Origin of the sequence: Sphingomonas sp. 7/4-4 (assembly GCF_027941955.1) — a bacterium.
Taxonomy (GTDB): domain Bacteria; phylum Pseudomonadota; class Alphaproteobacteria; order Sphingomonadales; family Sphingomonadaceae; genus Sphingomonas.
The window spans coordinates 1,004,234-1,029,859 of the sequence record NZ_CP115960.1; the positions used below are offsets into that span (position 1 = coordinate 1,004,234).

The following is a 25,626-nucleotide window of genomic DNA, read 5'->3' on the forward strand; positions in this document are numbered from 1 at the left end:
GCTCGCCCTGCCGCGCTCAGGGGTTCCCTCTGCGGCGTTCCTGTCATGACCTATTGCGAGAGCGTGGCGACCGCGATCGCGGTGGCAGAGGCCCGATTCTCGACACCCATTTTCTCGAAGACCTGCTCCAGATGCTTGTTCACGGTACGCGGGCTGATGTGCAGGATTTCGCTGATCTCGCGATTCTGCTTGCCACGGCTGATCCAGACCAGAACCTCGGCCTCGCGCGACGTGAGGCCATGCCGCTCGGCGAGAAGGCGCTCGGCGTCTCCCTCGCGCCGCTCGGTCAGCCGGAACAGCCACTCGTCGGCGCTGCTCTGGCGCAGGAACGTGCATTCCACGGCACTCTGATCGATCTTGAACGAAGCCTGGGCTCCCGGCGGCACGCCGGGTTGCTGCAGGGGCCTGACCGTCGCGGCAAGCTGTTCCGGCAGCAGGCCGTCGCGCGGCGCCCAGCCGGGGAACAGCCGCTCGATCGTCGCGGTCGCCAAGGGCGTCAGCCAGATGGTCGCGCCGGTCTCGTCGATCGCGAAGGACGGCCGGCCGGCGGTGTCTAGCGCGAGCTGGCTGCCCTGCGCGATGCGGGCATTGGCAAGGTGCACCGATACGCGCGCCAGCAATTCGTCGACCACGATCGGCTTGTGGACATAATCGACTCCGCCCGCTTCCAGCCCGTGCACGACATGCTCGGTCTCGGTCAGTCCGGTCATGAAGATCACCGGCAAATGGTGGAAGCGGCTGTCCGACTTGATCCGGCGCGTGGTCTTGAAGCCGTCCAGGCCCGGCATCACGGCGTCCATCAGCACCAGATCAGGCGTGACATGCTCGAGCAGCTCGAGCGCGGCGAGCCCGTCGACTGCGATCAAGACGGTCATGCCGGCGTGCTCGAGCGTGCTGGTCAGAAAGCGCAGCGATTCAGGCGTATCGTCGACGACGAGGATCGTCGCGCGCGTTCCGCTTCCCGGACTAGTCGCCATTGCCGAGCCTCCGGGCAAGCCCGCGCAGATCGAAATCGTCCAGGTGTCGCCGCATCTCGGCAACCGCCCCGGCACTGTCCGGCACTTCAGCCTCCAACTCGGCGAGGAGCTTTTCGATGCCGCGGACATGGCCGGTTTTGACATGGTGCCGCAGGCTCACGAGATAGGGTTCGGCGGCACGGGGAAGCGAGCCGGAAGACGGGCCCGCCGCGCGCTCGACCTCGCCGTCACCGGAGGCGATCCAATCCAGGCCGAGCTGCCGACCGACCATATCCAGCAGCGCGTCGAGATCGACGGGTTTGGAAAGAAAGGCGTCATGGTGGCTCTGGCCGTCGCCGCCCGCACGATATTCATGGGCATTGGCGGAAACCATGACGATCCGCAGCGACCGGCCGAGGGTCGCGCGCAACTGCGCAGCAACTTCCCATCCGGTGCAGCCCGGCATCTGGATGTCGAGCAAGACCAGATCGGGAGCGCAACTCTCGGCGAGTGCAAGCCCCTCGGCGGGGCTCGTCGTCGCGAAAACGAGGAAGTCCAGCGGCAGCAGCAGGCGCTGCACGACGATGAGCTGGGAGGGATCGTCGTCTATGACGAGGATCGTCTTGCGATCCCCGCTATGGCCGGTCACGCGCTCATAAGCCGGCGCCCAGGTTGGCGCGACCATCGGTTCGGGCAACAGCATCTGGAGGCGGAAGCTGCTGCCGCGGCCCACCTCACTCGACACCGTCACTTCCCCGCCGAGTATCCGCGCGAGCACACGGGTAATGGCCAAGCCGAGGCCGATCCCGGGCTGCATCGCTGAATCGGGCAAAACGCCGCGCTCGAACGGCTCGAAGATCCTCTCCAGATCCTCGGGCGCGATTCCGATGCCGGTGTCGGTGATGTCGATCTGGGCCATTTGGCTGCGATACCGGATCGTCAGCGTCGCGCCGCCCCTGTCGGTATATTTGATGGCGTTGGACAGCAGATTGATGAGGACCTGCCGCAGCCTTTTCTCGTCGGTGCGGACGAACGGAGGCAGCCGGCCCTCGACCTTGTATTCGAGCGAGAGGCCCTTGGCCGCCGCCTGCATGCGGAACATGTCGACGACCTGATCGAGAAGAGCAGGCAGGCGAACGACGTCCTGCCGCAGCTTGAGCACGCCGCTCTCGATCCGCGATATATCCAGCAGACCTTCGACGAGGTTGGTGAGATGCTCCGCGGAGCGCCGGATCACGCTGCCTGCCTCGACCGGCGGAATGGCATCTTCGCGCTCGAGAAGCTGGGCATAGCCATAAATGGCATTGAGCGGCGAACGGATCTCGTGACTCACCGCGACAAGGTAGCGGGTTTTGGCGGCGTTGGCAGCCTCCGCCGCCTCCTTCGCGCGGGCGAGTTCTCCATGGGTCAGCCGATGGGCGGCGATCTCATCCTGCAGGATTTGTGTCTGGCGCAGGCTTTCCTGCCGCGCTTTCCGGCGCGCGGCGCGCGCCATGATGAACAGCGCCCCGATCAGACTGACGACGACGACCGCCGCACCTGACAATATCCATCGGGACGCATGTGCCATCGCGCAGCCTATCCTCGACGCCGCCGGAGATCGAGCGCCGACCTAGCCGCCGGGCCATCTCGAATAGTGCGCAAATGACGCATTGCAGCATCATAAAATGAGGTGACACGTCTCATGGACTCGATATATATTTTATTACTGGATTGCGCAAACGTAATATCGGCGGCAATGTGCATCCCACGGTTTCCGGGCGTTTCGGGCGCGCGGCGCGAAGCAAGGGAAGAACCATGGCAAACTGGATGTCCAAAACAGGTTTGGCGGCTGCAGCCGCAGCCTTGCTTCTCACCACCTCATGCGGTGGCGGTGCACAACAAGATGCTGCACCGCGACATGATTTCTCGATCGGATGGTCGATCTATGCCGGCTGGATGCCGTGGCCCTATGCCCAGAAAGCCGGCATCGTGAAGAAATGGGCCGACAAATACGGCGTCAAAATCAACTTCGTGCAGGTCAACGACTATGTCGAGTCGGTGAACCAGTTCAACGCCGGCAAGCTCGACGGCGTCACCGTCACGAATATGGACGCGCTCACCATCCCCGCCGCCGGCGGCAAGGACACGAGTGCGATCATCCTGGGCGACTATTCGGACGGCAATGACGGCGTGGTCCTGAAGAACGCATCGAGCCTGGCCGACATCAAGGGGCGTACCGTCTATCTCGTCGAACTATCGGTTTCGCACTATCTGCTGGCACGCGCCCTCTCCACCGCCGGGCTCCAGCTTTCCGACGTGAAGACGGTGAACACGTCAGACGCCGACATCGTCGGCGCCTTCGCCAATTCCGCCACAAATGCTGCGGTCACCTGGAATCCGCAGCTCACCGAGCTCGCCAAGATGCCCAACGCCAAGCTGGTCTTCGATTCGCATCAGGTGCCCGCCGAAATCCTCGACCTGCTCGCGATCGACACTGCCACGCTCAAGGCCAACCCCAATCTCGGCAAGGCACTGGCCGGCATATGGTATGAGACGATCACGCTCATGCAGCGGAAGGACGCTGCGGGCGCCGCGGCCCGTGCCGAGATGGCGAAGATGGCCGGATCGAGCCCGCAGGCATTCGATGCGCAGCTCACCACCACGCACTTCTACGCCACGCCGCAGAACGCCGTGGCCGCGCTCAAATCGCCTGCTCTCGCCACTACGATGATCAAGGTGCGTGACTTCAGCTTTTCGAAGGGCCTGTTCGGCACCGGCGCCAAATCGGCCGATGCCGTCGGCATCAGCCTGCCCGGCGGAAAGACGCTCGGCAACCCGAACAATGTGAAGCTGCGCTTCGACCCGAGCTTCATGGAACAGGCCGCGGCGGGCAAGCTCTAAGGTTACCACGATGCGCTGGGTGAACATCAAGCCAAACCGTCGCACCGCGGTCCTGCTCGGCACGTTGCCGCTGCTGGTGGCCCTGATCGGGTATCTGATCGCTTCGGCGACCCGCCACGCAGCCAATGCCTCTGACAAGGTGCTGCCCACGCCCGCGGCGATGGCTGACGCGATGCGCGGCCTGCTCTTCGAGGCGGATCCGCTGAGCGGCCGGATCATCTTCTGGGCGGACACGGCCGCGAGCCTCGAGCGGCTCTTTCTCGGGCTCGGCATCTGCGCGCTCTCGGCGCTGCTCGTCGGCATGGTGCTGGGCGTCCTGCCGGCGGCGCGCGCGACCTTCGGGGCATTCGTCACGACCATTGCGGTGATCCCGCCAATCGCGCTCCTGCCGATCCTCTTCATCGCCTTCGGGCTTGGCGAGACGGCGAAGGTCGCGCTGATCGTGATCGGCGTCGCTCCTTCCTGATCCGCGACCTCGCCGCGCATGTCGCGGCACTCCCGCAGGAACAATTGGTCAAGGCGCAGACGCTGGGGGCGAGCAGCTGGCAGCTCGCATTGCGGGTCGCCCTCCCGCAGGCGCTCCCGCGGCTGATTGCCGGACTTCGCCTGTCGCTCGGGCCGGCCTGGGTCTATCTCATCTCGGCCGAGGCGATCGCGTCCGATGTCGGGCTTGGATACCGGATATTCCTCGTCCGCCGCTATCTCTCGATGGATGTCATCATTCCCTATGTCGCCTGGATTTCACTGCTCGCGATCGTAACGGATGTGCTGCTCCTGCAGCTTAGCCGCCGCGCCTTCGCATGGGCACATCAGGGCCAGCGATGAGCGACCTCCTCGCCTTCGACAATGTCTGGCTCGAATATGGCGAGAAGATCGTGCTCGAGCGCGTGAATCTCGGCATTGCCGAGCGCAGCTTCGTCTCGATCGTCGGCCCGTCCGGCTCGGGCAAGAGCAGTTTCCTGCGGCTTGCGCTGGGTCAGGAAATCCCCAGCCGTGGCAACATCCTGCTCGACGGCAAGCTTCTCACGCCCGAATGCGGGCCCGATCGCGGCGTGGTCTTCCAGCGTTATTCGGTGTTTCCGCACCTGACCGCGCTGCGCAACGTGATGTTCGGGCAGGAGTGCGCGAAGGCGCCCTTCACCGCGCGCCTCTTCGGCGCGGCCCGGCGCCGCGCAGCCGAGGAAGCCGAGGCGATGCTGATCGAAGTGGGTCTCGGCGATCTCGCTCGATCTGTATCCGTCCCAGCTTTCGGGCGGCATGCAGCAACGCCTCGCGATCGCCCAGGCACTGATGGCGCGGCCGCGCGCTTTGCTGCTCGACGAGCCGTTCGGCGCGCTCGATCCCGGCATCCGGCAGGACATGCATCGGCTCATCCTGCGGCTGTGGGAGGAACATGGGCTCACGGTGCTGATGGTGACGCACGACATCGTCGAAGCCTTCAAACTCGGCACGCGCGTGCTGGCATTCGACAAGCGCCGCGTCGATCCGCACGCGCCGCACCGCTTCGGCGCGACCGCGGTCTACGACATCCCGCTCACGAACAAACTGCCGCTGGATGCCCCCGACGCATCGGTGTCAATTATTACGATTGACAGAATCAGTAATAACTTTGAGGGTTAAATCCGTGAACGACACCCCTCCCTCCAGTCTGGCCCGGCTCAGTATGAGCCTGCCTGCCGAGCTCTCCCGTCAGCTTGACCTGATGGTGGAGGAGCGCGGCCTGCCCTCGCGTTCCCAGCTGATCGCGGAGCTGATCCGCAACGAGCTTGCCCAGCACGGCGCCACCATGCGGCCCGAGGACATGCTCGCCGGCACGATCACGTTGGTCTATCGCGGCGATATGGGGCGGGTGCGCCACCAGCTCGCGCAGACCCAGGGCGAATATCTCAAGGAAGTGATCTCCTCGCAGCACGTCTTCCTCGAGGACGACCAGTCGCTCGAGGTGCTGCTCGTGCAGGGTCCGGCGGTCCGGCTGCGCGACCTGTGCGATGCACTGCGCAAGGTGCGCGGCGTGCAGCAGCTCCGGCTCTTCACCACCACGGCACTGCTGCCGCCGCTCCACGAGCAGGAGCGCGGCGCGGCACAGGCGGGGGACAGAGCGGCATGAGCGCAGCACTTGCCGATCCCAATGCCGCCCGCGCGCATGCCCGTTCCATGGAGGGCACCATGGTCGAGGCGATGCCGATCCTGCCGCCCCGCGCCGACGATTTGCCGGCGGGCGTTTCGCCCGACGATCTGCTCTGGGAAGAGACGATCGCGGGCGGCGGCTATGCCTCCCGGGTTCTCGCACGGGGCACACGGCTGCGGCTGATCGACCTCGAAGGCGATGCCTGCGCCTCGCTGCTGCTGTTCAACGCGGCCACGCCGACCGAGCGGCTCAACATCGCCGATACCGTCAAGGTGCAGTGGGACGCCTACCCATCAGCGGGCAGCCTGCTGCTCTCGGACATGGGCCGTGTCCTCGCCAGCATCGAGCAGGACGATGCCGGCACCCATGATGCCTTTTGCGGCGCCTCCACCGAAGCGTCGAACCGGCATTATTATGGCGATGGGCGCAACTCCGGCGCCCATCCTAACGCGCGCGACCGGCTGCTGCTCGGCGCCGCGAAACACGGGCTGGGCCGGCGCGACGTCCATCCCTGCATCAATCTGTTCAAGGGCGTGCGGATCGCCGCCGACGGCGCAATCGTGCCCGAACTCGGCCCCTTCGCACCGGGCCGCTCGCTCGTCCTGCGCGCCGAGATGGACCTGATCCTGGTCCTCGCCAACTGCCCGCATGTTCTCGACGGCCGGCCGTGGCGCATCATGCCGCTGCGCGCCACCGCCTGGCGCGGCCCGGTCACCGACCCGGACGACCCGATCCGCAATGCGACGCCCGAACGGCGGCGTGCCTTCCTCAACACCGAAGATCTGTATCGCCGCTGATGGAAAACGATCCGCATTTCGCCGGCCTTGCCGGTCAGCTCGTCCACGACGAAATCGTGGCCGCCCGCGCTCCCTGGATGCACCGCATGCGTGCCGGGGAAACGCTCCGCATCATCGACCTCGAAGGCAATCAGGCCGTCGATTTCCTGCTCTACGCCACCGACGACGATGCCGAGCGCTACAGCGCGCAGGACACGGTCGCGGCGCAGGCCAACATCTTCCTGCGTACCGGCAGCGTACTGCTTTCCAGCGAGGGGCGGCCGATGATGACGATCACCGGCACATCGGTCGAGTATCACGACACGATCGGCGGCGCATGCTCGTGCGAGTCCAACAGCCTGCGCTACGGCCATCACACCAAGGCGCAGCACAGCTGCGTCGACAACTTCCTCGAAGCCAATCTGCGCGACGGCCGCGGCAAGCGCGACATGGTTTCGAACGTCAACTTCTTCATGAACGTGCCCGTCGAGGCGGACGGTGCTCTCGGCATCGTCGACGGCATCTCCGCACCCGGCCTTTCGGTCGACCTTCGCGCCGAGATGGACGTGACCGTGGTCGTCTCGAACTGCCCGCAGATCAACAATCCCTGCAACGGCTTCAATCCCACTCCGGTCCGCATGATCGTGACGGCATGAGCTTCGGGACAGTCCTGATCGCCAATCGCGGGGCGATCGCCTGCCGGATCATCCGCACGCTGCGCAACATGGGCATTCGCTCGGTCGCCGTCTTCTCCGACGCCGACGAGGCTTCGCGCCATGTCGCCGAAGCCGATATCGCCGTGCGGATCGGCCCCGGCCCGGCCGCGGAAAGTTATCTCGACACTGCGCGCATTCTCGCCGCCGCACGCGAGACGGGCGCCGACGCGATCCATCCCGGCTACGGCTTCCTCTCCGAGAATGCCGATTTTGCCGAGGCCTGCGCCGCCGCCGGCATCGTCTTCATCGGGCCGAAGCCGGACAATATGCGCGCGTTCGGCCTGAAGCACAGCGCCCGCGCCCTCGCCGAGGCCGAAGGCGTGCCGCTGGCGCCGGGTACCGGGCTGCTGGCGGACGCGGAGGCGGCAATCGAAGCCGCGGCGCGGATCGGCTATCCCGTGATGCTCAAGGCGACCGCCGGCGGCGGCGGAATCGGCATGCGCGTATGCGCCGATCCTGCAGCCGTGCGCGAGGGCTATGCCGCGGTGGCGCGGCTCGGCGCCGGCAATTTCGGCGACGCCGGCCTCTTCCTCGAACGCTTCGTGCCCCGCGCCCGGCATGTCGAAGTGCAGATCTTCGGCGACGGCACGGGCCGCGTCGTTGCGCTCGGCGAGCGCGACTGCTCGCTCCAGCGCCGCAACCAGAAAGTGATCGAGGAGGCCCCTGCCCCCAATCTTCCCGAGCATGTCCGCGTCGCGCTGACCGAGGCGGCGGTGCGGCTTGGAGCAGCGGCCCGCTATCGCTCGGCTGGCACCGTCGAATTCCTCTACGACGCGGAGCGGCAGGACTGGTTCTTCCTCGAGGTCAACACGCGGCTCCAGGTCGAGCATGGCGTGACCGAGGAAGTGACCGACATCGACCTGGTCGAGTGGATGGTGCGCGGCGCGGCCGGCGACTACGCTTTTCTCGACGCCCCCGTCCCGGCCCCGCGCGGCTGGTCGATCCAGGCGCGGCTCTATGCCGAGGACCCTGCGGTCGACTTCCGGCCCGCCGCTGGTTTGCTCACCGAAGTCGCCTTCCCGGACGAAGCGCGGATCGAGACCTGGGTCGAGAGCGGGGCGAAGGTCTCGCCCTTCTACGACCCGATGATCGCCAAGCTGATCGTGCGCGGGAAGGATCGCGACACTGCGGTCACGGCGATGCAGGCGGCGCTCGACGCGACGCGCTTGGCCGGTATCGAGACGAACCTGCGCTGGCTGCGCGACGTGGCGCGCGCCGACGATTTCGTGTCGGGCGACGTCTCTACGCGCTCGCTCGAGCAGGTCGAGCATCATCCACGCAGTATCTCCGTGCAAGCGGCCGGCACGCTCACGACCGTGCAGGATTTTCCGGGGCGGATCGGACTGTGGGATGTCGGCGTGCCGCCGTCCGGACCGATGGACGCCCGCGCCTTCCGGCTCGGCAATGCGCTGCTCGGGAACGACTCGGCGGCCACCGGCCTCGAGATCACGGTGACGGGCCCAACGCTCCGGTTCAACACGCCGACGCGCATCTGCCTGACCGGCGCCGAGTTCGATGCCACGCTCGACGGCAAGCCCGTACCGCGTAACCAGGCCTTCACCGTCGACAAAGGCCAGCTACTGGCGCTCGGCCGCGTCCGCAGCGGCGGCATGCGCGGCTACATCCTGTTCGCTGGCGGTCTCGACATTCCCGCCTATCTCGGCAGCGGCAGCACCTTCGATCTGGGGGAGTTCGGCGGGCATGGCGGCCGCAGGCTGCTCGCGGGGGACACGCTTCACCTGGCGCCGCACCCGCCCGCGGTGATCCCGGGACCGCGGGTGGTCGAACAGCCGGCCTTCGGCCCGGATTGGACGATCCGCGTGCTCTACGGTCCGCACGGCGCGCCCGATTTCTTCGCTCCCGAGGATATCGAGACGTTCCTGACGGCCGACTGGCGCGTGCATTATAACAGCAACCGTACCGGCGTCCGGCTCGTCGGGCCGAAACCCCATTGGGCGCGCCGGGACGGCGGCGAGGCGGGGCTCCACCCCTCCAATATCCACGACAATCCCTACGCGATCGGCGCGCTCGACTTCACGGGCGACATGCCGATCATTCTCGGTCCCGACGGCCCCTCGCTCGGCGGGTTCGTCTGCCCTTTCGTGGTGATCGCGGCCGATCTCTGGAAAATCGGCCAGCTCGCGCCGGGCGACAGCATCCGGTTCGAAGACGTCAGCCTCACCGATGCGGATGCGGCGAGTGCGGCCGAGGAGGAGTGGATCGAGGGCCGCTCCGCCCGCCCCTCTGCGATGACCGCGGGCGGCGGATCGGACGCGATCCTGGCTGAGATCGCGCCGCAGGGTCGCAGCCCGCGCGTCCTGTATCGCCGGCAGGGCGACCGCAATTTGCTCGTCGAATATGGCCCCATCACGCTGGATCTCGAGCTGCGCCTGCGGGTCCATGCCGCCACGACTGCGCTTGCCGCGCTGGAGCTGCCCGGCATCCTCGACATCGTACCCGGCATCCGGTCCTTCCAGGTCCATATCGACGGCGTGCGCATCCGCGAGGACGAACTCCTCGACCGGCTGATGGCCATCGAGCAACAGCTCGGCGAGCTCGACGACTTCGCGATCCCCTCGCGCATCGTGCATCTCCCGCTCAGCTGGGACGATCCCGCCATTCACCAGACGATCGAGCGCTACATGGCCGTAGTGCGCGACGACGCGCCATGGTGCCCGGACAATATCGAGTTCATCCGCCGCGCAAACGGGCTGGAGAGCGCGGACGACGTCTATCGCACGGTCTTCGACGCGAGCTACCTCGTTTATGGGCTTGGGGACGTCTATCTGGGGGCGCCGGTGGCGACACCGATCGATCCGCGGCATCGGCTGGTGACGACCAAGTACAACCCGGCGCGCACCTGGACCCCACCCAACGTCGTCGGCATCGGCGGCGCCTATATGTGCATCTACGGGATGGAGGGCCCGGGCGGCTATCAGCTGTTCGGTCGCACCATCCAGGTGTGGAACACCTGGCGGCAGGGCGGTGCCTTCACCGAAGGCAAGCCCTGGTTGCTGCGCTTCTTCGACCAGATCCGCTTCTTCCCCGTCAGCCATGAGGAACTCACCGAGTGGCGCCGTGATTTCCCACTCGGCCGTCGCACGATCGAGATCGAGGAGACCGAATTCCGCCTCGCCGACTATCGCGCCTTCCTCGCCGGGAATGCCGAATCGATCACGGCGTTCGAAGCGCGCCGCAACGCCGCCTTCGCCGCCGAGCGCGCCGAGTGGGAGCGCCGTGGCGAGTTCGATCGCATCGCGAGCCTGACCGAAGCGGTCGATGACAAACCTGCCGATGCCATCGTGCTTCCCGAAGGTGCCGAGCTGGTCGAGGCTCCCTTGGCGGCAGTATCTGGAAGTTGATGAAAGCACCCGGCGACCTTGTCGCTGCCGGCGAGACCATCGCCGTGATGGAGGCGATGAAGACCGAGTTTCCGCTCGTGAGTCCGGCCGCCGGGACGGTGGCGGCCCTCTATGTCGCCGAACGGCAAAGCGTCATGCCCGGCGCGCCGATGCTGGCACTGATCCGCACATGACCGCGCTCGATCGTCTGTCCGTCGAAGCCATCGCCGCCGACGTGCGATCGGGGCGCCGCACCGCCGCCGACGTGATGGAAGAGGTCATCCGGCGCCTCGATTGCTACGACGCCGTCCAGTCCGCAGTCTGGATATCCCGCTTCGATGCCGCCGCGCTCCGCGCCGCCGCAGCCGCGATCGACCAACGGGTCGCCGGCGGCGAAGCGCTGCCGCTTGCCGGCGTGCCGTTCGCGGTGAAGGACAATATCGACGTCGTCGGCCTCGATACGACCGCCGGTTGCCCTGCTTTCTCCTACGCGCCGTCGCGACCGGCGACGGTGGTCGAGCGCCTGGTCGCTGCCGGAGCCATTCCCGTCGGCAAGACCAATCTCGACCAGTTCGCCACCGGCCTCAACGGCACCCGCAGCCCCTACGGCATTCCGCGCAACGCCTATAACCGGGCCTGGGTGAGCGGCGGATCGAGCTCCGGCTCGGCGGTCGCGGTGGCAGCCGGGCTGGTCGCTTTCGCGCTCGGCACCGACACTGCGGGATCGGGCCGCGTTCCTGCAGCCTTCAATCACCTGATCGGCTTCAAGCCGACACGAGGGCGGTGGAGCAGCCGGGGACTCGTTCCCGCCTGCCGGTCGCTCGACTGCATCACGGTCTTCGCCGGGACAGTCGAGGACGCCGGGCTTGTCGACGACATCGTCGCCGGCTTCGATCGCGAGGACAGCTTCTCGCGCGCGTTCGACGACGTGCCGCGCGCGCGCCGCCGGATCGGCATCCCGCGCATCGATCAGCGCCCCTGGTTCGGCGATATCGAGTCCGGCTTCCTCTACGATGCGGCGCTGGCCGGCCTCGATGCCGAGCTGGTCGAGATCGACATGGCGCCGCTCAACGAAGCAGCCCGGCTGCTCTACAACGGCCCCTGGATCGCCGAGCGGACCGCCGCACTTCAGGACCTGCTTCGTGACGATCCGGATGCGATCCATCCGGTGGTCCGCAGCATCGTCGATGAGGGGCAGGCCTACAGTGCAGTCGATGCCTTCGCGGCAAGCTATCGGCTTGCCGACCTCGCCCGAGTGGCGGAGGAGATGTGGGCGACGGTCGACCTGCTTGCCTTGCCGACGGCCCCGACCAGCTATCGCGTGGCCGAGATGCTCGCCGCGCCAATCGCGCTCAACGCGAGCCTCGGTGCCTATACCAATTTCGTCAATCTGCTCGACATGGCCGCGATCGCGGTCCCGACGGGCCGGTATCACAGCGGTGTCGGCTTCGGCATCACGCTGATGGGCCCCGCCGGCAGTGACCGCAGCCTGATTGATCTTGCGAAGACTCTTTTACCCGCGCCGGTGGTTCCGCCGCCGCTCGATCTGGAGGGACGAATGGAAACCGTGAAGCTGGCCGTCGTGGGCGCGCATCTGAAAGATATGCCCTTGCACTGGCAATTGACCTCCCGCGACGCGCGCTTCGTCGGCGAGGCCCGCACCGCTCCCGCTTATCGTCTCTATGCGATGGCGGAAAGCGTGCCCCCAAGCCCGCGCTCGTGCACAGCGGCGACGGCGCCCCGATCGCGCTCGAAATCTATGAGCTCGACATGGCGGCGTTCGGCAGCTTCGTCGCCGAGGTCCCGCCCCCTCGCGATCGGCACTGTGACGCTGGAGGACGGCAGCCAGGTCAAGGGCTTCGTCGCGGAGCCGCGCGCGACCGTCAATGCCGAGGACATCACCGCGCTGGGCGGATGGCGGCGCTATCTCCAGCGATAGACGCTCGGGACGCATCGAAAATCAACCGGCGGCGCTCCGGGCCGGAGCGCGCGCTTTTGCACGGAGTGAAACGAGCATGACCGAAGCCGCCCCGGGAACACCGATCCAGCTGCATGTCCTGGATCTGGCGGGCGAGACCCGCATGATCGAGGGCGCGATCGGCAATTCGCTCATGGAGATCATCCGGTCGGCCGGAATCGATGACATTCCGGCCTTTTGCGGCGGCTGCTGCTCCTGTGCGAGCTGCCACGTCCATGTCGATCCGGCCTTCGTCTCGATGCTGCCCGCGATGTCGCAGGACGAAGACGATTTGCTGGACGGCTCGGAGCATCGCGCGGCCGGTTCACGCCTGTCGTGCCAGATTCCGGCCTCGGCGGCGCTGAGCGGCATCCGGCTGACGATCGCCCCACAGGAATAAAATGGGCAAGATGCACGACGCAGGCACTCGCACCGACTGGACCCGCGACGAGATCGCCGCCTTGTTCGACCTGCCGTTCGGCGAACTGATGTTCCGTGCGCAGACCGTGCACCGCGCGCATCACGCGCCGGATCAGGTCCAGATGTCGACCTTGTTGTCGATCAAGACCGGCGGCTGCCCCGAGGATTGCGGCTATTGCAACCAGTCGGTGCATGCCGAAACTGGGCTCAAGGCGACCAAGCTGATGGACGTGCGCGCAGTGCTCCAGGCGGCGGCGCAGGCGAGGGACAATGGCAGCTCGCGCTTCTGCATGGGCGCGGCGTGGCGCAACCCCAAGGACCGCGACATGCCCGCCATCGTCGAGATGGTGCGGGGTGCCCGCCAGATGGGGATGGAGACCTGCATGACTTTGGGCATGCTCACGCCGGCGCAGGCAGCGATGCTCGGCGATGCCGGGCTCGATTATTACAACCACAATATCGACACGTCGCCCGAGCGCTATGGCGAGGTGATCACGACGCGGAGCTTCGAGGATCGGCTCGACACGCTGGAGAATGTCCGCGAGGCGGGGATCAATGTCTGCTGCGGCGGGATCGTCGGGATGGGCGAGACGCGGGCGGATCGCGTGGGCTTCGTCCACGTGCTCGCCACGCTGACGCGGCACCCCGAGAGCGTGCCGGTCAATGCTTTGGTGCCGGTGAAGGGCACGGTGCTCGGCGACATGCTCGCCGATACGCCGCTGGCCAAGATCGACGATATCGAGTTCGTGCGGACGATCGCGGTGGCGCGGATCACGATGCCGGAGTCGATGGTGCGGCTGTCGGCGGGACGCGAGAGCATGAGCGATGCGACGCAGGCTTTGTGCTTCATGGCAGGCGCCAATTCGATCTTCACCGGCGACAAGCTGCTCACCACCGGCAACGCCGGCGATGACAAGGATGCGGCATTGTTCGCGCGGCTGGGGCTGACGCCGTTGCGTCACCTGCCCGAACAAGCGACCGATATACGTCCGATGACGTATGCCGCCGCTGCGGGGTCCCCGATATTCTAGAGCCGACACTCGATATCGCGGGGACAAGATGGACGGAATTCGCGTCGGCAAGAGAGTGATCGGAGCACAGGCGCCGGTAACCGTGGGCTGGGAGAACATCCCCAGGGTGGAAGGTGGCCCGGTGAAGCAGTTCATCTTCACCTGGTTCCAGCCCACCATGTTGTTCGCGCTGATCGCATTCTGGTACTATGCGCCCAATTCCATCGCCAAGGCATCGACCGCGATCGGTATCGGCATCGGCTTCAAGGTGCTGCTGCTGGGGCTCGAATGGGTGAACCCGCGCTACGCGAGCTGGCGCCTGACCTGGAAGGAACTGGTCACCGACCTGTTCTATGTCGGGCTCGGCTATACGCTGCTCCGCCTGGCCGACAACTATGTTGGCGACGGTGCCATGATTGAAGCCATCCAGCACTCCTTCGACTGGGACAAGTTCGCGTGGTTCATCGGGCTGCCGCTCCTGGTGCAGGCCTTCCTGATTTCGTTCACCTTCGATTTCGGCCAGTACTGGATGCATCGCGGCATGCATAACTGGCACCCGCTGTGGCTGACCCACGCGCCGCATCACTACATCACCCAGTTGAACATCAACAAAGGCGCGGTCGGCAATCCGGTCGAATTGTTCCTGATCGGACTCGGCATCGGCGGATTCTTCGATTTCCTGCCGCGCGCCGCCCTGCTCGCCGGCTCCATCGGCCTGGCGGTCGGCACCTACCAGCACATCAATGTCCGCTTCAACTCGCCGCGCTGGTGGCGCTTCCTGTTCAACACCACCGAGCATCACAGCCTGCACCATTCGCAGGACTATGAAGCCAGCCGCAGCAATTATGCCGGCAGCTGGATCGTCATCGACCGCATGTTCGGCACCTGCGTGGACGGCGAGGCGGAACTGCTCGGGATGGAAGGCGGTCGCCGCATGTCGATCCGCGAGACGATGGTCTATCCCTTCGTAGAAGGCTGGAAGACGCTCAAGGAACGCTTTGGCCGGCCGGTCGGGATTGCGGTGCCGGCCGAATGAGCGACCTGCGTGACATTCGTCGTGTCCAGGCGGGCGCCGCCATGGCCAGTCGGGCTTGGGCCTCGCCGCCAAGGCAGCATCGCAAGGCTCGCTCAAAAGGAGATCATGTGGGCCTGCGTTTCATCGACTGGATCTGGCAGGTCAAGGGCAGTTTGGCGCTCGCTCCCGAGCAATCGGGCGACGATGCCTTTGACAAGCTTGCCCCTCTGTTCCGCCAGACCGGCACCAGCCACGAACGGACAAACGACACGCTGACTTTCCGGAAGAAGGACCCGGCGGCCCAGGACAAGATGTCCGTTTTCGACAGCGGCGTCTTGCAGATCGAAAAAGGCGCAGCCGGCTCCGTGCTGCGCTATCGGCTGAGCAGCCGGATATTGATGTTCTGCTTTCTGGCGCCGCTGCTGTTTCTGGGCTTTGCTCAGCTTACCATAGCCCTGAACAAGTTCGAAAAGCCGACAACCGAAGCATCGGAAAAGTCCGCTAAAAAGGACGTAGTCATTCCGTTGAACCCGATAGACAAGGCTCTAGGCGCACCCGCACCCGAAAAGCCCAAAAAGAGAAGGGCAAGGACGAGAAAGGCAAGGGTCCCTCGCCTACGCCCGCTTATGTCTTCGCGGCGATCTTCGCCGCTCTCTATGTCGTCGGACGAGTTCTCGAAGACAGGCTGATCAAGGCGCTGCTCAGAAAGAGCCTGCTGGGCGCATAACCCTCACAGACCCAGTTGATCGCCCAGCCGCTCTTCGACGGGTTCAGCCTCGACCGGCATGGGCGCTTGGGACGCTTGAAGAGGTCCCGAGCCTCCTGGGAAAGAGATGATGGTCGGGGAGACAGGATTCGAACCTGCGACCCTCTGGTCCCAAACCAGATGCGCTACCAGGCTGCGCCACTCCCCGACGTCGGGCCGCTTAGAGCTTCGCGAACCAGGGCACAAGGCATCGAGTGAACTATTACGGCGCCGCTGGTGGGCCCGGCAGGACTCGAACCCGCAACCTAGCCGTTATGAGCGGCCAGCTCTAACCATTGAGCTACAGGCCCCCAGCGCCCGCGGCAGTAGCGGAGGATGGGGCCGCGCCGCAAGCGGCGTCGAGCAACTCGGCGAGCGATGCCGGCGCGACGCCCAGCCGGGCGAGCAGCCCGAAGACTGCGTCCCACCAGCGATGGAAGGCGACGAGGTCCGCCGCATCGCGGACATAGGGGTGTGGCCGGGCTCGACCGACGGCGAATGGAAGCTGAAGTTGAGCAGACGCGCCCCTCGCCCACCGCCACCCGTACTGCTTCGAGCGCATCGTCGAGCGGCATATCCTCGGGGGTCAGCGCGACACGCGACAGCAGGTTGAGGCGTGCGGCGATGCCGCGGCCATGCGGCAGGCTGCCAAGCCGGCGGTGGAGGCCCGCGCCGCCGCGGCGCATGGCGCCGGTGAAGACCGTCGTCAGGGGCAATTCGACGATCGCTCCGTCGGGGCCGGTGCGGAAGGCGTGGTTCGGGATCGCGGAGAAATCCGGGCCGCCATCGGGCAGATAGTCATAGGCCGAACGCATCGAAGTATCGGCACGGTAGCCGAGCCGGGCGAGCGCGGCGAAGGTATCCGGGCCGATGCCGTAGCGCCCCGCGCGATAGATCGACGGGCGCGTGCCGAAGACCGAAGCGATGGTGTTGGTGAGCAAGGCGAGCTTGGCTTCTTCGAGCGCGGCCGGAAGATTACCTGAGAAGCTGTTATAGGCGCTCACTTCCTCTTCGAAGGGCGGATTCACCCAGGGATGGAGCTGGGTGCCGATTGTCGAGCGGCCATCCTCGATCAGCCGGCGCAATATCTCGACCGAACGTGGACAGGTGGCGATCGGATGATCGACCAGCCAGGTGAGCGGGACACCGTGCGCGGCGAAGCGGGCATGCGCCTGAGGCATGGCGGCCATGTGGCCGGTGCCGCGCGCTTCCCGGCTGAACGAGGCGCTCCAGTCGAACTCTTCCTCGGTATCGACGAAAACCGCAAAGCGGGTACCGAAGCTTTCGGGCCATTGCACCATCGCGGCGCGCGGCGGCGCCGGCGGGCGATAGCCCGTGCCGGAATGGCGGTCCCCCACCGTCAGTTCAGATCGCCTGGCCCACCTGGCTGTTTACGGCTGCGGGAAGCCGCAAAGTCAAGATCGACGGCTCGATCACGAGGCTGCCGCCGAGCTCGCGCGCGAGATTGCGGGCGAGGCGCAGCGCGAAGCCGGTGCCGAGCAAAGTCGCATCCTCACGCTCGTCGTCGATGCCGAGCACCAGAATCGCCGGGATAATCGGCGAGCGCGCGGGGCCGATCGATCGCCACCGCGACCTTTTGGTCGCTCTCCAGCGCCATGTTGACGCCGATCCGCTCGCCCGGGCCGCTGGCCGAGACCAGCGTGGCCATCAGCCGCGCGAGCAGCCGCTCGATCGCGCGGCGATCGCCGGTGACGATGAGGTCCTCGACCGGCAAGGCGATCAACGAACCGCGCAGTTCGAGGAGCGGCGCGAGATCGTCGGCAATCGTCGCGAGCACGGGGCGCAGCGCCACCCGGCCGGGCACGAGCGCCAGCGCGGCGCTGTCGATCCGCGCGGCGAGATCGAGATCGTCGATCGCGCCAAGCAGTTCACGTGCCTGGCTGCGGATGACGTCGGCGCGACCGCGATAAACCTCGGAAACGGGCCCGAGCATCTGCGTCTCGATCATCTCGGCGAAACCGGCGATGGCGTTGATCGGGGTGCGCAATTCATGGACCAGCTGCCGCAGCGATTCGGCGGGCGAGCCGACCGGCACACGCACGGGCTCGGCACGCTCGTCATTGCGCGGGCGCCGCGCAGTGCCGCGATAGCCGGTGAAGCGGCCGTTGGCGGGATCGAACACCGGGATCGCGGAGATCAGCCAGTCGCCGGCCGCGTCCGAATTGCCCTCGATCTGCATCCGCGCGGTCGAGAAGCCGGCGCGGCGGCGGAAGGCCCCGGCGGCGATCCCGTCGACCTGCGAGCCGTCGCTTCCCGGCAGATCGATCGAGAGGCCGATCACCGCCGCGCGGCTGACGCCGTCGACCCAGCGGACCACGCCCTTCTCGTCGGTTTCGAAGCGGAACTGCTCGACGACCGGCGGTGCCGGCGTCGGCACGGCCCCGGCTTCCTCGCGATTGCGCCAGAACGCGTCGATTCGCGCCACGACTTCGGCGATTTCGAACGGACCCTCGTCCTCGACCTGCGCGGGTTGCGCGACCGAGCGTGCCAGCGCCTCACGAGACGCCGCGGCCGAGATCCTCTCGCTGTGGTCCATAATGAGGTTCTGCGCGTCCGGCTCCGCGTCCGCAATCGATCCGGCAGAACTATCCACAACTTCCGTTGCGCGGGCGTGCTCGACACCGGTTTCCGAGGCCTCGCCGCTGTCCGGCAGCACGAAATCGACCGATCCGAAGCTTTCGAGCGCGCGCTGGACCGCGGGCGGGAGGTCGCGGCGATTGCGCAGGACCCCGCGTGCGCCGGGGGCGAGATCGGGGAGCAACTGGATCCACTCGGACGCCGAGAGCCGGGCGCTGCGCAGCACGGGAATCGCGATCGGCAGGTCGTCGCGTGCGAACAGCCGGACCAAAGGCGCCGGCGGATTGGAAAATTCGAGCGCGCGGGCGCTGGCGATCCGCACCTGCCGGGGTACTTCGCTCCTGATCGCGCGCAGCGTCGCCATCGCGCGCGTGGCGGGTGGCACGCGGCGGCGACCGATCAGGTCGACCAGCTGACGCCATGCCGACTGGACGCCGTAAGGCGTGCCCAGATCCGCCGCGAGCACGGTCTCGAGAGTGTCGTCGAAGCGCACGCGCTTGTCTTGGTCCCCCGGCGCGGAAATGCACCGTTCAATAAATTCTTAACGTTCGGGGGTGGCCCTAGGAACAGCCCATTTCGGCACGTCGCATTGTGGGACAATTGCGTTGCGTTGTAATTATCTTATAGTCTAGCAACCCCTGCATGCAACGAATCCACAATGAAAGAGACGACCTCATGCGATTCGACGATATCGACGTACGGATCCTGGGGCTGCTGCAAGATAACGGCCGGATGACCAATGTCGAGCTGGCGGAGCGCGTCGGGCTGACTGCCCCGCCCTGCCTGCGCCGCGTCCGCGCGCTCGAACAGCAGGGCGCGATCAGCGGATATCATGCCGCGCTCGATCCGGCGGCTTTGGGCTATAACCTCACCGTTTTCGCGATGGTGAGCCTCAAGAGCCAGGCGGAGAGCGACCTGCGTGCGTTCGAGCAACTGGTGGCGGACATTCCCGAAGTCCGCGAATGCCACATGCTCAATGGCGAGATCGACTTCATCCTCAAGATCGTCGCGCCCGACCTGCAGAGCTTCCAGCAGATTCTGACGACCAAGCTGACCACTGCGCCCAATGTCGAGCATGTGAAGACGTCGCTGACGATTCTGCACGTCGAAGGCGCTGCCCGGCGTTCCCGTTCCCGAAATGTGAAAAGGGCGGCATCGCTGCCGCCCCTTTCCTGCTTGTCGTGGCCGCGTCGCTCAGGCGAGCGGCGGGAAGTCGATCGAGGCCTGCCAGAGCAGCGCCAGATTGGCATGCGCGCCCTTGACCGCCTGGAACGCCGTGCGTGCCTCGTCCTTGCGGCCGAGCGCGCGCAGCGCGACGCCGCGGTTGAGGTTCACTTCGTCGGCATCGACGCTGCCCTTCTGGAGCGACAGATCGTAGAGCTCGAGCGCGCGGGCATAATTGCCCGAGGCGAGGAAGGCATCAGCGGTCTGCTGCGCGGTGCGGCCGTCCTTGGCCGACGTCGCCTGCTTGGCGAGCCCTTCGAGCGAGCCTTCCGATTTCACTGCGGTCTGCGAAGCCGTGTAGGTGCGCTGCGTGTCGGCATCGGCCGCGGGGATCTTGCCCGCCTTGCGGCCCTCGTCGATCACTGCGACGGCCTCCCAGGGCAGGCCCGATTGCTGCGCGGCGAAGCTGTAATCGGCATAGTCGCCGCGATCCGCCAGCGCATTGGTGGCGCGCATCAACCGGTACAGGTTCATCTTCTCGGTCTTGCCGGTCGCCGCAGTGCCCTGGCGATAGACCTGGATCGCCCAGCGCCAGTTCTGCACGGTGGGATATTCCGCGATGTAGCGCTTGAGCCAATCGGCCATCGCGGCACGATCGCCGGTGGCGTTCACGCGCGGAATCGCGAACTTGTACCAATCGACCGGCGGCTTACGGCCGGCGGCCTTGCTCGCCTCGATGGCGCGGTTCACTTCGGCGATCGACTCGTTCGGCTTGCCGGTGGCGGCATAGGCGTTGGCGAGCAGGACCGGGAGATCTTCCTGGGTGGAACCAAGCTCGCGCGCCTTGAGCAGCGGCGCGATCGCATCCGCAGGCTTCTTCTGGGCGAGATATTGCGAGCCGACCATGTAGTTGTAGATCGCACCATAGACCTTGGCCCGATCAGGCGGCGTCTTGGGATTGCTGGCGAGGGCGCCGAGCGCCTTCATCTGGCCCGCTTCGTTCTTCTTCTCGAGCTCGAGCTGGAGACGCAGGAAGCCCGAATAATATTTCTCGTCGTCGTTCGCGGCGACGGTTTCGGCGGCGGTGAGCTGCGTATCCGCGGTGGCGAGGTCCTTGGCCTTCAGCGCGGTCTCGGCAGCAACGGCCGCCTTGCGGAACGCGTCGCTCACCTTGAGCTGGGGTTCCGCATTCTTGTCCGCCTTCTGCGCCAGCGCCGGCGCGCTGCCCACGGCGGAGGCGCCCAGCGTCAGCGCGGCGGCCAGCGCGAGCTTCGAAACGAACTTCATGTACAACTCTCCTCGTGGGAACGGCATACTGGTCGGCGGCCCCTGTAAATGCCCGGCGCGCGCCGTTCAAGCGGACGTAGATGAGATAGCGGTGGCAAGGGCGCCCTGAACGACGATTGAACGTCGCTGATCGTTCCGCGACTGGCATTCGATCGGCGATATCGCTTAAGCTGGCCGTGTTTTACCGGGGGAGGGACCGTTTTGATGTTGGCCATGTTCGCGCTCGCGCTCCAGACGCCCACGCTGGAAGCGGACAATGCCAAAGCCGCGATGACGTGCGCGCAGGCGGTGACGATCGTGGACGCCTCGACCAGGACGCCGTTGCAGCTTACCTCGCAATTCACGTATCTCGCGATGCAATCGGTCAAGGCGAAGCCGGGCACGGGTTCGTTCTTCGATCAGCTCAATGCGCTTTCCGAACAGGCCGGCAAAGGGACCGCACTCACGCCCGAACAGGCAAAGCCGCTCGCGCCGCTCTGCGATCGCCGCTTTCCGATTGCCCGCGGCAACGCGCCCGCGCGGCTGCCGGCCGATCCGCTTCGGCGCGACATGCTGTGCTTCAGTATGCTTTCGGTCCTGCAAGGCGCCGCCGAGGAGATCGCAAAGAGCGGCAGCGATTCGGACCTGACGAAGATCAAGGCCGCACTCTTGCCGTTGACCGAAAAGGTGACCGACGCTGAGCTCAAGAAGCGTGGGTTCGCCACCGAGGATGCATTCGTCAAAGCACTGGGCGACGAGATGCTCGCGTCGCTGGCGAGCGGCAACCCGCTGACCATCGCGGCGGCCTGCGGCGTCACGTTGCGCTGAAGGCAAATTCTCCGTCTCACGCGCGCGTGTACGCGCACGCGCGGGTTGGCAGGTGGTATCGGGCGCGCTAGAGCCACATGTAACGTAACAAACTCCGAAAGCGTGATCCTTTGACCGACGAGACCCTGCTCGCCGACCCTTCCGATATTACCCCGATCTCGATCGTCGACGAGATGAAGACCTCGTACCTCGATTACGCGATGAGCGTGATCGTGGCGCGCGCGCTCCCTGACGTTCGTGATGGTCTCAAGCCCGTTCACCGCCGCATCCTCTATGCCGCGCAGGAAGGCGGCTATGTCGCCGGCCGCGCCTATCGCAAATCGGCGCGCCTCGTCGGTGACGTGATGGGTAAATATCACCCGCACGGCGACAGCTCGATCTACGACGCGATGGCGCGCATGGCCCAGGATTGGGCGATGCGGGTGCCGCTGATCGACGGCCAGGGCAATTTCGGGTCGATGGACCCCGATCCGCCCGCGGCGATGCGCTACACCGAAGCGCGGCTCGCCCGAGTCGCTTCGGCCCTGCTCGACGATATCGACAAGGACACGGTCGACTTCCAGGACAATTACGACGGCTCGGAAAGCGAGCCGACGGTCCTGCCCGCCCGCTACCCGAACCTGCTGGTCAACGGCGCCGGCGGCATCGCGGTCGGCATGGCGACCAACATTCCGCCGCACAATCTCGGCGAAGTGATCAACGCCTGCCTCGCTTATATCGAGAATGGTGCGATCTCGATCGAGGAGCTGATGGAGATCGTCCCCGGTCCCGATTTCCCGACCGGCGCGATCATCCTCGGCCGCAGCGGCTGCCGCTCGGCCTACCAGACCGGCCGCGGCTCGATCATGGTGCGCAGCCGCCACACCACCGAGCAGCGCGGCGAGCGGCGTTCGATCGTGCTCACCGAAATCCCGTATCAGCAGGGCAAGAACGCGCTGGTCGAGAAGATCGCCGAGGCCGCGAAGGAAAAGCGGATCGAGGGCGTCAGCGACATTCGCGACGAATCGAGCCGCGAAGGCGTGCGCATCGTCATCGATCTGAAGCGCGACGCAACTCCCGAAGTCGTGCTCAACCAGCTGTGGCGCAACACGCCGGCGCAATCGTCCTTCCCGGCCAACATCCTCGCGATCCGCGGCGGGCGCCCCGAACTGCTCAACCTGCGCGACATCATCGAGGCGTTCGTCAAGTTCCGCGAAGAGGTCATCACCCGGCGCTCGAAGTTCGAGCTCGCCAAGGCGCGCGACCGGGCGCACATCTTGCTCGGCCTCGTGATCGCAGTGACCAACCTCGACGAGGTGGTGAAGATCATCCGCGGCTCGCCGAGCCCCGCGGTGGCGCGGGATCGCCTGCTCACCCGTGAATGGCCGATCGCCGAGATCGCACCGTACATCCGCCTCGTTGAGGCAATCGATACCGAAGTCACCGGCGACAGCTATCGCCTGAGCGAAGTGCAGGTCCGCGCGATCCTCGATCTGCGCCTGCATCGCCTCACCGCGCTCGGCCGCGACGAGATCGGCGACGAACTCGCCAAGCTCGCCGAGACGATCGCCGAACTGCTCGAGATCCTCGGCAATCGCGCCAAGCTCTACGAAGTCATCGTCGAAGAGCTGACCGCGGTCCGCGATACCTATGCGACCCCGCGCCGCACCGAGATCGCCGCCGCCGCCGACGGGATCGAGGACGAGGATTTGATCGAGCGCGAGGACATGGTCGTCACCGTGACCATGGAAGGGTATATCAAGCGCACGCCGCTCGACACTTTCCGTGCCCAGAACAAGGGCGGCAAGGGCCGCGCCGGCATGGCGACAAAGGACGAGGACGCGGTCACGCACCTCTTCGTCACTTCGACCCACACGCCGGTTTTGTTCTTCTCCACCGAGGGCAAGGTCTATCGCATGAAGGTCTGGCGCCTGCCCGAGGGCGGGCCGGCCACACGCGGACGGCCGATGATCAACCTGCTGCCGCTGGCGACCGGCGAGACCATCTCTACCGTGCTTCCGCTGCCGGAGGACGAAGCGACCTGGGGCGATCTCCATGTGATGTTCGCGACCGCCAAGGGTTCGGTGCGCCGCAACTCGATGGACGCGTTCGCCAATATCCGCACCAACGGCAAGATCGCGATGAAGTTCGAGGAGGGATCGGAGGATCGCCTGATCGGCGTTTCGCTGCTCACCGAGGAGGACGATGTCCTGCTCGCGACGAAGCAGGGCAAGGCGATCCGCTTCGCCTCGACCGACGTCCGCGAGTTCCAGAGCCGCGATTCGACCGGCGTGCGCGGTGCGCGGCTGGCCGAGGGCGACGAGGTCATCTCGCTCTCGGTGCTGCGCGGCTTCGACGCGACGCCGCAGGAGCGCGAGGATTACCTCAAGGCCGCGCCGTGGAAGGAGGGCGATCGCGAGATCACCCTCAGTCCCGAACGGATGAAGGAGTTCGAGGATGCCGAGGAGTTCATCCTCACCGTAACCGCCAACGGCTATGGCAAGCGCACTTCGGCCTATGAGTATCGTCGCACCAATCGCGGCGGCCAAGGCATCACCAACATCGTCAGCTCGGACCGCAACGGCCCGGTGGTGGCGAGCTTCCCGGCACATAATGGCGAGCAGCTGATGCTGGTCACCGATCAGGCGAAGCTGATCCGCACCACGGTGGGATCGGTCCGCGTGACCGGACGCAATACGCAGGGCGTGATCCTGTTCCGCGTCGCCGATGACGAACATGTCGTCTCGGCCGCGCGGATCGAGGAGAGCGAGGAAGAGGCCGAGATCAATCTCGCCGACGGCGCAGTTGCGGGTGAGCCGACGCCGGATGGTACGACGAGCGAGGATCTGGCCGCGGGGCCGGAGGACGGGCAGTAATACTAACCGTCACCCCGGCCTTGTGCCGGGGTCCACCGCGCAGCGCGCACCAGCATCAGTTGCTGAAGGTTTCGTGCGCGGCTTGGTGGACCCGGAACAAGTCCGGGGTGACGAAGTAGTGCTGCTATGGCCAGCCCCTTCCGGAGGACAGCATGCCCGATTCCACTGCCTATAAAGTCCTCACCACCGACCAGATGTCCGTTCTCGAAACGGACGGCAGCTTCGCGGGTGCGCCGGTGGACCTGGCCGACGGCTATATCCACCTCTCCACCGAGGCCCAGCTGCAGGAGACGATCGACAAACATTTCGTCGGGCAGGACGGACTGTGGCTCGCAGCAGTTGATCTGGAAGCGCTGGGCGACGCGGTGAAATGGGAGCCGTCGCGCGGTGGGCAGCTTTTCCCGCATATCTACGGACCGCTGCCGCTCGACGCAGTCACTGCCTATAGCGAACTCCATTACGAGCCTGACGGTAGCCTGCGCCTGCCGGTCACCGGGTGAGATTGGACAAAATGTCCGCTTGTGTCCGCGCGGTGGTTCGGCAAAGGGCTGCCGGGTGAATCGATCGGCATCCGTGCAACAGACCTGTTTGCGGCGCCTCGCGCTGCTGCTGGTCGGCTGCGCATTGCTCCTGCGGATGGCGGTTCCCGCCGGCTGGATGCCGCAGGCGAACGCCGCGGGCGTCACGCTTTCCTGGTGTGCCGATAGCGGAGCGAGCGGCCCCGCGGCACTCAGCGAGGCGAAGGCATTGCTCGCCGAGGCGATCGGCAAGAACGCCCCTGCCGAGCACAAGAAGAGCGCCGACCAGCCCTGTGCCTTCGCAATGGCCGCCATGCCGTTCGCGCCTGTCGACCCGATCGTCGCACCGCCGGCGCCGGCCCGTGCCGAACCGGCCCCGCACGTGCGTCTCGAGACCGCGCCGGGCCGCGGCCTCGCCGCCCCTCCCCGCTCGCCACCGGCCCCCTCGCC

The 25,626-nt window shown here is 66.1% G+C and carries 19 protein-coding genes, 2 tRNA genes and 4 pseudogenes; 17 read left to right on the plus strand and 8 right to left on the minus strand.

Features of this window, described 5'->3' with window-relative positions; translation table 11 throughout:
- Positions 1–50: 50 nt before the first annotated feature.
- Both PIB19_RS05190 and PIB19_RS05195 read right to left on the minus strand, forming a co-directional pair.
- Positions 51–977: a response regulator transcription factor gene (locus PIB19_RS05190; protein WP_271239949.1), complete on the minus strand. Its 927-nt coding sequence runs from the start codon at positions 975–977 to the stop codon at positions 51–53.
- Positions 967–2,526, minus strand: coding sequence for an ATP-binding response regulator (locus tag PIB19_RS05195; protein ID WP_271239950.1), 1,560 nt, complete (start codon positions 2,524–2,526; stop codon positions 967–969). Before PIB19_RS05195 ends, PIB19_RS05190 begins: the two co-directional genes overlap by 11 nt.
- Positions 2,527–2,753: 227 nt before the next feature.
- On the opposite strand from PIB19_RS05195, the gene PIB19_RS05200 reads away from it, so the two are divergent.
- The 12 genes and pseudogenes from PIB19_RS05200 to PIB19_RS05255 all read left to right on the plus strand — a co-directional run bounded on the left by PIB19_RS05200 (position 2,754) and on the right by PIB19_RS05255 (position 15,891).
- Positions 2,754–3,839, plus strand: a complete 1,086-nt coding sequence (locus tag PIB19_RS05200; RefSeq protein ID WP_271239951.1) for a putative urea ABC transporter substrate-binding protein — start codon at positions 2,754–2,756, stop codon at positions 3,837–3,839.
- A gap of 10 nt (positions 3,840–3,849) precedes the next feature.
- Positions 3,850–4,664: pseudogene (locus PIB19_RS05205) on the plus strand (ABC transporter permease).
- Positions 4,661–5,459 (plus strand): annotated as a pseudogene (locus tag PIB19_RS05210) (ATP-binding cassette domain-containing protein). The pseudogenes PIB19_RS05205 and PIB19_RS05210 overlap by 4 nt, the downstream one beginning before the upstream one ends.
- A 43-nt stretch (positions 5,460–5,502) precedes the next feature.
- Positions 5,503–5,946: a CopG family ribbon-helix-helix protein gene (locus tag PIB19_RS05215; RefSeq protein ID WP_271239952.1), complete on the plus strand. Its 444-nt coding sequence runs from the start codon at positions 5,503–5,505 to the stop codon at positions 5,944–5,946.
- Complete coding sequence (locus PIB19_RS05220; protein ID WP_271239953.1) at positions 5,943–6,764, plus strand: urea amidolyase associated protein UAAP1; 822 nt, start codon at positions 5,943–5,945, stop codon at positions 6,762–6,764. The genes PIB19_RS05215 and PIB19_RS05220 overlap by 4 nt, the downstream gene beginning before the upstream one ends.
- The gene (locus PIB19_RS05225; protein ID WP_271239954.1) at positions 6,764–7,399 is read left to right on the plus strand and encodes an urea amidolyase associated protein UAAP2; all 636 of its coding nucleotides are present in this window, start codon (positions 6,764–6,766) and stop codon (positions 7,397–7,399) included. Before PIB19_RS05220 ends, PIB19_RS05225 begins: the two co-directional genes overlap by 1 nt.
- Positions 7,396–10,994: pseudogene (gene uca / locus PIB19_RS05230) on the plus strand (urea carboxylase). The gene PIB19_RS05225 and the pseudogene uca overlap by 4 nt, the downstream one beginning before the upstream one ends.
- On the plus strand, positions 10,991–12,739 hold the full coding sequence (gene atzF / locus PIB19_RS05235) for an allophanate hydrolase (RefSeq protein ID WP_271239955.1): 1,749 nt from the start codon (positions 10,991–10,993) through the stop codon (positions 12,737–12,739). Before uca ends, atzF begins: the two are co-directional and overlap by 4 nt.
- 142 nt (positions 12,740–12,881) lie before the next feature.
- Positions 12,882–13,157, plus strand: a complete 276-nt coding sequence (locus tag PIB19_RS05240) for a 2Fe-2S iron-sulfur cluster-binding protein (protein WP_443018735.1) — start codon at positions 12,882–12,884, stop codon at positions 13,155–13,157.
- Position 13,158: 1 nt separating this feature from the next.
- Complete coding sequence (gene bioB / locus PIB19_RS05245) at positions 13,159–14,208, plus strand: biotin synthase BioB (protein ID WP_271239957.1); 1,050 nt, start codon at positions 13,159–13,161, stop codon at positions 14,206–14,208.
- Positions 14,209–14,236: 28 nt separating this feature from the next.
- Complete coding sequence (locus PIB19_RS05250) at positions 14,237–15,223, plus strand: sterol desaturase family protein (RefSeq protein WP_271239958.1); 987 nt, start codon at positions 14,237–14,239, stop codon at positions 15,221–15,223.
- The gene (locus PIB19_RS05255; RefSeq protein ID WP_336297257.1) at positions 15,220–15,891 is read left to right on the plus strand and encodes a hypothetical protein; all 672 of its coding nucleotides are present in this window, start codon (positions 15,220–15,222) and stop codon (positions 15,889–15,891) included. Before PIB19_RS05250 ends, PIB19_RS05255 begins: the two co-directional genes overlap by 4 nt.
- A gap of 148 nt (positions 15,892–16,039) precedes the next feature.
- On the opposite strand, the gene PIB19_RS05260 is transcribed toward PIB19_RS05255, so the two are convergent.
- From PIB19_RS05260 to PIB19_RS22800, 3 genes are all read right to left on the minus strand, one after another.
- Positions 16,040–16,116: transfer RNA gene (locus PIB19_RS05260), tRNA-Pro, on the minus strand.
- A 66-nt stretch (positions 16,117–16,182) separates the two neighbouring features.
- Positions 16,183–16,258: transfer RNA gene (locus tag PIB19_RS05265), tRNA-Ile, on the minus strand.
- Positions 16,249–16,509: a hypothetical protein gene (locus tag PIB19_RS22800; protein ID WP_336297258.1), complete on the minus strand. Its 261-nt coding sequence runs from the start codon at positions 16,507–16,509 to the stop codon at positions 16,249–16,251. Before PIB19_RS22800 ends, PIB19_RS05265 begins: the two co-directional genes overlap by 10 nt.
- A gap of 73 nt (positions 16,510–16,582) precedes the next feature.
- On the opposite strand from PIB19_RS22800, the gene PIB19_RS22805 reads away from it, so the two are divergent.
- The gene (locus tag PIB19_RS22805) at positions 16,583–16,930 is read left to right on the plus strand and encodes a hypothetical protein (RefSeq protein ID WP_336297259.1); all 348 of its coding nucleotides are present in this window, start codon (positions 16,583–16,585) and stop codon (positions 16,928–16,930) included.
- Positions 16,931–17,312: 382 nt separating this feature from the next.
- Here PIB19_RS22805 and PIB19_RS05275 read toward each other — a convergent pair whose 3' ends face one another.
- Both PIB19_RS05275 and PIB19_RS05280 read right to left on the minus strand, forming a co-directional pair.
- Positions 17,313–17,486, minus strand: coding sequence for a hypothetical protein (locus PIB19_RS05275; RefSeq protein ID WP_271239959.1), 174 nt, complete (start codon positions 17,484–17,486; stop codon positions 17,313–17,315).
- On the minus strand, positions 17,461–19,038 hold the full coding sequence (locus PIB19_RS05280; RefSeq protein ID WP_271239960.1) for a sensor histidine kinase: 1,578 nt from the start codon (positions 19,036–19,038) through the stop codon (positions 17,461–17,463). The genes PIB19_RS05275 and PIB19_RS05280 overlap by 26 nt, the downstream gene beginning before the upstream one ends.
- Positions 19,039–19,220: 182 nt before the next feature.
- Between PIB19_RS05280 and PIB19_RS05285 the strand changes: the two are divergent.
- A pseudogene (locus PIB19_RS05285) lies at positions 19,221–19,689 on the plus strand (Lrp/AsnC family transcriptional regulator).
- Between the two features lie 50 nt (positions 19,690–19,739).
- Here PIB19_RS05285 and PIB19_RS05290 read toward each other — a convergent pair.
- Positions 19,740–20,996, minus strand: a complete 1,257-nt coding sequence (locus PIB19_RS05290) for a hypothetical protein (protein ID WP_271239961.1) — start codon at positions 20,994–20,996, stop codon at positions 19,740–19,742.
- A gap of 204 nt (positions 20,997–21,200) precedes the next feature.
- Between PIB19_RS05290 and PIB19_RS05295 the strand changes: the two genes are divergently transcribed.
- From PIB19_RS05295 to PIB19_RS05305, 3 genes are all read left to right on the plus strand, one after another.
- Positions 21,201–21,803, plus strand: coding sequence for a hypothetical protein (locus tag PIB19_RS05295; RefSeq protein WP_271239962.1), 603 nt, complete (start codon positions 21,201–21,203; stop codon positions 21,801–21,803).
- Positions 21,804–21,913: 110 nt separating this feature from the next.
- A complete protein-coding gene (gene gyrA, locus PIB19_RS05300) occupies positions 21,914–24,658 on the plus strand; it encodes a DNA gyrase subunit A (protein WP_271239963.1) in 2,745 nt (914 codons plus the stop codon).
- Between the two features lie 152 nt (positions 24,659–24,810).
- The gene (locus PIB19_RS05305; RefSeq protein ID WP_056613245.1) at positions 24,811–25,158 is read left to right on the plus strand and encodes a DUF952 domain-containing protein; all 348 of its coding nucleotides are present in this window, start codon (positions 24,811–24,813) and stop codon (positions 25,156–25,158) included.
- Positions 25,159–25,626: the final 468 nt, after the last annotated feature.

Coding starts and splice junctions, on each gene's coding strand:
- PIB19_RS05190 (WP_271239949.1), bottom strand. CDS start 977: ATGGCGACTAGTCCGGGAAGCGGAACGCGCGCGACGATCCTCGTCGTC.
- PIB19_RS05195 (WP_271239950.1), bottom strand. CDS start 2,526: ATGGCACATGCGTCCCGATGGATATTGTCAGGTGCGGCGGTCGTCGTC.
- PIB19_RS05200 (WP_271239951.1), top strand. CDS start 2,754: ATGGCAAACTGGATGTCCAAAACAGGTTTGGCGGCTGCAGCCGCAGCC.
- PIB19_RS05215 (WP_271239952.1), top strand. CDS start 5,503: ATGAGCCTGCCTGCCGAGCTCTCCCGTCAGCTTGACCTGATGGTGGAG.
- PIB19_RS05220 (WP_271239953.1), top strand. CDS start 5,943: ATGAGCGCAGCACTTGCCGATCCCAATGCCGCCCGCGCGCATGCCCGT.
- PIB19_RS05225 (WP_271239954.1), top strand. CDS start 6,764: ATGGAAAACGATCCGCATTTCGCCGGCCTTGCCGGTCAGCTCGTCCAC.
- atzF (WP_271239955.1), top strand. CDS start 10,991: ATGACCGCGCTCGATCGTCTGTCCGTCGAAGCCATCGCCGCCGACGTG.
- PIB19_RS05240 (WP_443018735.1), top strand. CDS start 12,882: ATGATCGAGGGCGCGATCGGCAATTCGCTCATGGAGATCATCCGGTCG.
- bioB (WP_271239957.1), top strand. CDS start 13,159: ATGGGCAAGATGCACGACGCAGGCACTCGCACCGACTGGACCCGCGAC.
- PIB19_RS05250 (WP_271239958.1), top strand. CDS start 14,237: ATGGACGGAATTCGCGTCGGCAAGAGAGTGATCGGAGCACAGGCGCCG.
- PIB19_RS05255 (WP_336297257.1), top strand. CDS start 15,220: ATGAGCGACCTGCGTGACATTCGTCGTGTCCAGGCGGGCGCCGCCATG.
- PIB19_RS22800 (WP_336297258.1), bottom strand. CDS start 16,509: ATGCGCTCGAAGCAGTACGGGTGGCGGTGGGCGAGGGGCGCGTCTGCT.
- PIB19_RS22805 (WP_336297259.1), top strand. CDS start 16,583: ATGCGGCAGGCTGCCAAGCCGGCGGTGGAGGCCCGCGCCGCCGCGGCG.
- PIB19_RS05290 (WP_271239961.1), bottom strand. CDS start 20,996: ATGAAGTTCGTTTCGAAGCTCGCGCTGGCCGCCGCGCTGACGCTGGGC.
- PIB19_RS05295 (WP_271239962.1), top strand. CDS start 21,201: ATGTTGGCCATGTTCGCGCTCGCGCTCCAGACGCCCACGCTGGAAGCG.
- PIB19_RS05305 (WP_056613245.1), top strand. CDS start 24,811: ATGCCCGATTCCACTGCCTATAAAGTCCTCACCACCGACCAGATGTCC.